The sequence below is a fragment of the Mycobacterium sp. genome (assembly GCF_032159565.1).
Lineage (GTDB): Bacteria > Actinomycetota > Actinomycetes > Mycobacteriales > Mycobacteriaceae > Mycobacterium.
Map to the genome: position 1 here is coordinate 1 of NZ_JAVHWR010000192.1, position 7,150 is coordinate 7,150.

Consider the following 7,150-nt stretch of genomic DNA (forward strand, 5'->3'; position numbering starts at 1 on the left):
CGGGCACGGTCGCGACCATCACCTACCTGGACGTGAACGCCCAGCCGCAGCGGGCCGACGACGCGACGCTGCCGTGGGCCTACGACACCACCACCACCCAACCGGCCGTCTTCGTCAACGTCTCCGCCCAGGGCGACACCGACTCCATCGGTTGCCGAATCAAGATCGACGACGTCGTCAAGGACGAGAGAACGGTCAATACGTTGAACGCCTTCACCTACTGCCTGGACAAGTCCGGATGACCCATCACGTCGCCGAACGCCCGACGAAGACCGACCGGACCCCACAGACGATCCGGCGTTTCTCGGTGCTGATTGCGCTGTTCTGGCTGGCCTTGGCGGTGGTCACGAATGTTTTCGTGCCGCAGTTGGAGACCGTCGCCGAAGCGCACAACGTGTCGCTGAGCCCGCAGGATTCGCCGTCGTTGCAGGCCAGTAAACGCATCGGCAAGGTGTTCGGCGAGTTCGACTCCGACAGTTCGGCGATGATCGTTCTGGAGGGGGAAGAGCCGCTCGGTGCCGATGCCCACCACTACTACGACGGCTTGATCGAAAAGCTCCGCAAGGACACCAAGCACGTAGAGCACATTCAGGACTTCTGGGGCGATCCGCTGACGGCGGCCGGCTCGCAGAGCAACGACGGCAAGGCGGCACTGGTGCAGCTGTACCTCGCCGGCAACCAGGGCGAGTCGTTGGCCAATGAGTCCGTCGATTCGGTGCGCGACATCGTCAATCACTCACCACCGCCGCCGGGTATCAAGGCCTATGTCACCGGCGCCGCGCCCTTGGTCACCGACCAGTTCGAGGTGGGCCGCCACGGCACCCTGAAGACCACGTTGATCACCCTCGGGGTGATCGCAGTGATGCTGTTTTCGCTCTACCGTCGCCTCACCACGGTGTTTCTCGTGATTTTCACGGTGATGATCGAGTTGACCGCGTCCCGCGGCGTTGTCGCCGTACTCGCGAACGCCGGCATCATCAAGTTGTCTACGTATTCGACCAATCTGCTGACGCTTCTGGTCATCGCCGCCGGAACCGACTACGCGATCTTCATTCTGGGCCGCTTCCATGAAGCGCGCTACGACGGGCAGGATCGCGTCTCGGCGTTCAACACGATGTACCGCGGAACCGCGCACATCATCTTGGGTTCGGGCCTGACGATTGCCGGCGCGGTGCTCTGTCTGACGTTCACCCGGCTCCCGTATTTCAATAGCCTGGGTGTTCCCGCCGGCATCGGCGTCCTCGTCGCAGTGGTGGCGGCGTTGACACTCGCACCGGCCCTTCTGGTCATCGGTCGCCATTTCGGTCTGTTCGAACCCAGCCGGCCGATGCGCACCAGGGGCTGGCGGCGCATTGGCACAGCCATCGTCCGGTGGCCCGTCCCCATCCTGCTGGTGACGGTCGCCGTGGCCGCCATCGGTCTGCTCTCCCTGCCGGGATACAAGACGAGTTACGACGCCCGCCCCTTCATGCCCGCCAGTGCGCCGGCGAATGTCGGATACGCGGCCGCCGAACGCCATTTTTCTGAGGCACGGCTCAATCCCGAACTGTTGATGATCGAAGCCGACCACGATCTGCGAAATTCGACTGACATGATCCTTCTCGAGCGCGTTGCCAAGTCGGTGTTCCACACCGACGGCATCGCTCAGGTGCAGTCGATCACCCGCCCGCTGGGCACGCCCCTTGACCACACGTCGATACCGTTTCAGATCAGCGCGGGCAGCGCGTCCCAGATCAACAACCTGCCTTTCCAGCAGGCCCGCGGCGCCGACCTGCTCAAGCAGGTCGACGTGATCAACAATTCGATCGACGTGCTGCGGCAGCAGTATGCGTTACAACAACAGTCCGGCGCCGCCACCGACGAGCAGACCAAGGCATTCCAGCAGACGGTCGCCGTGGCCAACGACCTGCGCGACAAGATCGCTGACTTCGACGACTTCTTTCGGCCCTTGCGCAACTACTTCTATTGGGAGCCACACTGTTTCGACATCCCGGCCTGCGCCGCACTGAGATCGCTCTTCGACGCACTCGACGGGATCGACGCGCTGACAGACCAGCTTGCCAGCGTCTCGGGGAGCATCAACAAGCTGGATCAGCTGCAGCCGAAGCTGCTTGCGCTGATTCCCCCTCAGATCGCGAGCCAGCAGACCAACCGAGACCTGACGCTGACGAACTACGCCACCACGTCCGGCATCGACGATCAGACTGCGGCGGCACTGCAGAACTCCACCACTTTGGGCCAGGCGTTCGACGCGTCGAAGACCGACGACTCGTTCTACCTCCCGCCAGAGGCGTTCACCAACCCTGAATTCCAGCGCGGGCTGAAGCTGTTTCTCTCACCGGACGGCAAAGCTGCGCGCATGATCATCACCCACGAAGGGATTCCTGCGACTCCCGAAGGCATTTCGCACATCGATGCCATCAGACACGCCGCGCAGGAGGCCGTCAAAGGCACGCCCCTTGCCGGATCCAAGATCTTCATCGCGGGCACCGCGGCCACCTACAAAGACATTCAGGACGGCGCCAAATACGATCTCTTGATCGCGGGAATCGCCGCGCTCAGCCTGATTTTGCTCGTCATGATGTTCATCACCCGAAGCATCGTCGCCGCGGTCGTCATCGTGGGCACCGTGGCCCTGTCGTTGGGTGCCTCTTTCGGGCTTTCCGTGCTGATCTGGGAGGACCTTCTCGGTATCCCGCTGTACTGGATCGTGCTGGCCCTGGCGGTGATCCTGCTCTTGGCGGTGGGGTCGGACTACAACCTGCTGCTGATCTCTCGGTTCAAGGAGGAGATCGGCGCCGGCTTGAACACGGGCATCATCCGGGCGATGGCCGGTTCGGGTGCGGTGGTGACCGCCGCCGGTCTGGTGTTCGCGGCGACCATGGCCTCCTTCGTGTTCGCCGACTTGCGGATTCTCGGTCAGATCGGAACGACCATCGCCCTTGGTCTGCTGTTCGACACGCTGATCGTGCGTTCGTTCATGACGCCGTCGGTCGCGGCACTGCTCGGGCGCTGGTTCTGGTGGCCGCTACGGGTGCGCACCCGCCCCGCCGGCCGAGGGCTTCAGCCATCCGAATCAGGCCGATCAGGTCGTCAACTACGGCTGTGGGAAGACAGCGATTCAGCGGTCTCCGACGTACCGCCACGTTCGCAAGCATGACGATCGAGATTCGGATGCTCCTGCGTGACATTTACTCTCGCTGATCGCCTCGGGTCAGCTCCTACCGGCCGGGGTATGCGGGCTCGGGGGCCATCGCCGAAACGTCCCGAAGTTTCCCCTTCATCCCCGCGACCCTGCGCAGTTGAGCGGCCATGTTCATGGAGGTCAACATCGGGATACCGCCGATGAACGTTCGAAAGGAGGGATTGCCTCCATCTCTGTGCAGCATGTAGAGACAGCCGACCACATAGAAGAATCCGATGGTGAAGAGGGCGGCGGGTATCGCGTACGCGAGCGGTGATCGAGCATCAGCGATCAGTTCGCCCGCATAGTCCGCTTCGTCCTGCGACATCGGCTCGCGCTTGCGGAGTTTGGCCAGCACAGTCTTGTGAGCGCCGACTTTCTCACCTAATGGATGGGATGTCCGCCGCTCAAGCCGGGTGATGTAGACGAATACGCACGAGGCGAACACAGTTTCCATCACGACAGCCAATATCGTGAGGTCGCCCCACACACCTAAAGTCATTCGCTCGCCTCATTGCTTGTCCGTCGAAACATCACATCGCGCGGGAACGCGGGAGCCCTCGCCACCCTCTGAAACGCTATCTCAACACGCGGTTCTTCCCCACTCACGCCTCTGCGCCACCGTGTCAGGAATGCTGTTCGATGTAGGCGTCGGCGTCCTTGTCCCGATTGTCGATACCCTTACTGGTCTCGTGTTCGGCATAGAACCGCAGCCATTGCATGGCCAGTTCGTGACGCAGTTCGAGTGAGGCGCTCTTGATGAAGTCCGGCATGGCTTCACGCTCCTCCTCGTCGAGATGCTCGCCATTCTCCTTGCGGGCCGCAAACACGGCCTCGAACCACTTCTTCGTGCCCGCCTCGTGCTGACGCGACTCGCGCACCGCATCTCGAATCGCATTGTGATCGGTGATCGCGTCTTCGGTTTCGTCCTTCGGGTCGCCTTCAGGGTTACCGGGGTCCTCTCGGCCGCCGTGCTTCAGCAAGGCTGGATAAAACACCGATTCCTCGGCGTCGGCATGCGCGTCGAGGCGCATGCTGAGGACATCCCAGATCGCCGCGAGTTCGTCCTTGGACTTGGCATCGTCGAGTCGGAAGAACTCACGACGCAGCCAATCGTGGTCGGCGTAGACGAGATCGATGATGTCAGCCATGCCGGAGTATTAGCCGCAAAAGAGCAAGTCAAAACGGTTCGATGGCCGCCACGCCGCCGCAGGGTTCCGTCGTGCTAATCCGGGTGGTCGGCGGTCTGCCTCTGTGAGGACGCTGGGGACAACACCGAACAACAACCATCGGCTTGACCGGTTCTGATATGACTATGTGTTCAATACAACCGCCGCAGGGAGGAGTCCCGCCGTGCTGCCCGACTGCTGCGTTGAGCGGACGGTGGCCTGGTGAGCGCCCCAACGACAGATGCCGGCGTCCGCACCGAGCAGCCACGCAGAAGCGGCATAGCCAGGTGGATCCGGCGGCTGGCGCTCCCCATCATCGTCGGCTGGATAGCGCTCATCGCACTGCTGAACGTGTCGGTGCCGCAGCTCGAAGTCGTCGGCAAGATGCAGGCGGTCTCGATGTCCCCCAAGGAGGCGCCGTCGGTCGCCGCGATGATGCGTATCGGCAAGGACTTCGAGGAGTTCGATTCCGACAGCTCGGCCATGGTCGTCCTGGAGGGCGACGAACCCTTGGGCGAGGACGCCCACCGGTTCTACGACGACATGATTGCCGAGCTGCGGGCCGACACCACGCACGTCCAGCACATTCAGGACTTCTGGGGCGACCCGCTGACACGAGTCGGGGCGCAGAGCGAAGACGGCAAAGCCGCGTACGTGCAGGTGTATCTCGCAGGCAACATGGGCGAAGCACTCGGCAACGAGTCGGTCATCGCGGCGCAGAAGCTCGTGAATGGATTGACTCCCCCGCCGGGGGTCAAGGTCTACGTCACCGGAGGGCCCGCACTGCAGGCCGACCAGGAGAACGCAGGCAACGCCAGCATCAGGATCATCGAATTCGTGACGGTCGGCGTCATCATCTTCATGCTGCTGTTCTTCTACCGGTCGATCGTCACCGTGCTGCTCGTGTTGACGATCATGATCTTGAGCCTGTCGGCCACCCGTGGCGTAGTCGCCTTCCTCGGCTACCACAACCTCATCGGGCTGTCGACGTTCGCAACTCAGCTCCTGGTGACCCTCGCGATCGCCGCAACGACCGACTACGCGATCTTCCTCATCGGCCGCTACCAGGAGGCCCGCTCGATCGGTGAAGACCGGGAGTCCGCGTACTACACGATGTTTCACGGCACAGCCCACGTCGTGTTGGGCTCGGGGATGACGATCGCAGGCGCCACGTTCTGCCTTTCGTTCACCCGATTGCCCTACTTCCAAACGCTGGGCATCCCGCTCTTTGTCGGCATGGTGGTCGCGGTGCTCGTGGCGCTGACTCTCGGACCCGCAATAATCACCGTCGCGAGCCGCTTCGGCCGGATTCTAGAGCCCAAGCGCGCCATGCGAATTCGATTTTGGCGGCGCCTCGGTGCCGCCGTCGTCCGGTGGCCCGGCGCGATCTTGGCCATGACCATCCTTCTCGCCTTGGTCGGCCTGCTCACGCTGCCGGGTTACCGGCCCAGCTACAACGACCGCAAGTACCTACCCGCCGACCTGCCTTCGCAAGAGGGATTCGCAGCGGCCGAAAGACATTTCCCGGTCTCCCGAATGAATCCCGAGATGTTGCTCGTCGAAACAGACAAGGACCTTCGCAACTCGGCGGACTTCCTCGTGATCGAGAAGATCGCCAAAGCCGTGACGAGGGTGCCCGGCATCGGGAGGGTGCAATCGATCACGCGCCCCGAGGGTAAACCCTTGAAGTTCAGCACGATTCCGGCCCAAATGAGCATGAGCGGCACCTTTCAGGAGATGAACCGCTCGTACATGCAGAAAACCATGGACAACATGTTGGTGCAGGCCAACGAGATGCAGACGACCATCGACGCGATGACGAAGATGAGCTCATTGATGGGACAGATGACCGCCGTCACGCATTCCATGGTGGAGAGGATCCGGGACACGACGATCGACACCACCGAATTACGGGACAACATCGCCGATTTCGACGACTTCTTCCGCCCGATTCGCAACTATCTGTACTGGGAACCGCACTGTTATGACGTCCCGGTCTGCCACACGTTGCGGGCAATCTTCGACACGCTCGACGGCACCGACGCCTTGACCGATGACATCCAGTCTCTGCTGCCGGACTTGCAACGACTCGACTCACTGTTGCCGCAGCTGCAGGCGATGTTGCCGCCGCAGATCGAGACGATGAAGAAGATGCAGAAGATGATGCTGGAGATGCACTCCACTCAGTCCAGCCAGCAGGATCAGCAGCACGCAATGAACGAGAATCAATCCGCCATGGGTGAGGCGTTCAACGACTCCTACAACGACGACACCTTTTACCTGCCGCCGGAGATCTTCGACAACAAGGACTTCAAGCGCGGCATGAAGAACTTCATCTCCCCGGACGGCCACGCGGTCCGATTCATCATCTCCCACGAGAACGACCCGCTCGGCGCCGATGGCATCGAGCGCATCGACGCCATCAAGAACGCTGCATTCGACGCCATCAAGGGCACGCCGTTGGAGGGATCGCGGGTCTACCTCGGCGGCACCGCGTCCACCTTCAAGGACATGCGGGACGGCAACAATTACGACCTGCTGATCGCCGGCGTCGCTGCGCTCACGCTCATCTTCATCGTCATGTTGCTCATCACGCGCAGCGTCGTCGCCGCAGCCGTCATCGTCGGCACCGTCGTGCTGTCGCTCGGCGCGTCCTTCGGGCTGTCGGTTCTCTTCTGGCAGCACCTGATGGGCTTGGACCTGCAGTTCATGGTGATGGCGATGGCGGTCATCATCCTGTTGGCGGTCGGCGCCGACTACAACTTGCTGTTGGTGGCGCGGATGAAGGAAGAGATAC

5 protein-coding genes are annotated in these 7,150 nt (G+C 62.0%); 3 read left to right on the forward strand and 2 right to left on the reverse strand.

What is annotated here, in order from left to right:
- A partial coding sequence (locus QOC76_RS25930) for an MmpS family transport accessory protein (RefSeq protein ID WP_526361184.1) occupies positions 1–242 on the forward strand: 242 nt, incomplete at its 5' end.
- On the forward strand, positions 239–3,160 hold the full coding sequence (locus tag QOC76_RS25935; RefSeq protein ID WP_526361857.1) for an MMPL/RND family transporter: 2,922 nt from the start codon (positions 239–241) through the stop codon (positions 3,158–3,160). The genes QOC76_RS25930 and QOC76_RS25935, both read left to right, overlap by 4 nt.
- A gap of 61 nt (positions 3,161–3,221) precedes the next feature.
- Here the strand turns inward: QOC76_RS25935 and QOC76_RS25940 are convergent, their stop codons facing one another.
- Positions 3,222–3,686 (reverse strand): hypothetical protein, encoded by a 465-nt coding sequence (locus QOC76_RS25940; RefSeq protein ID WP_526361859.1) that lies wholly within the window; start codon positions 3,684–3,686, stop codon positions 3,222–3,224.
- A gap of 124 nt (positions 3,687–3,810) precedes the next feature.
- Complete coding sequence (locus QOC76_RS25945) at positions 3,811–4,335, reverse strand: hemerythrin domain-containing protein (protein ID WP_526361861.1); 525 nt, start codon at positions 4,333–4,335, stop codon at positions 3,811–3,813.
- 240 nt (positions 4,336–4,575) lie between these two features.
- On the opposite strand from QOC76_RS25945, the gene QOC76_RS25950 reads away from it, so the two are divergent.
- Positions 4,576–7,150 (forward strand): MMPL/RND family transporter (locus QOC76_RS25950; protein ID WP_526361863.1); only part of this gene is annotated, 2,575 nt, incomplete at its 3' end.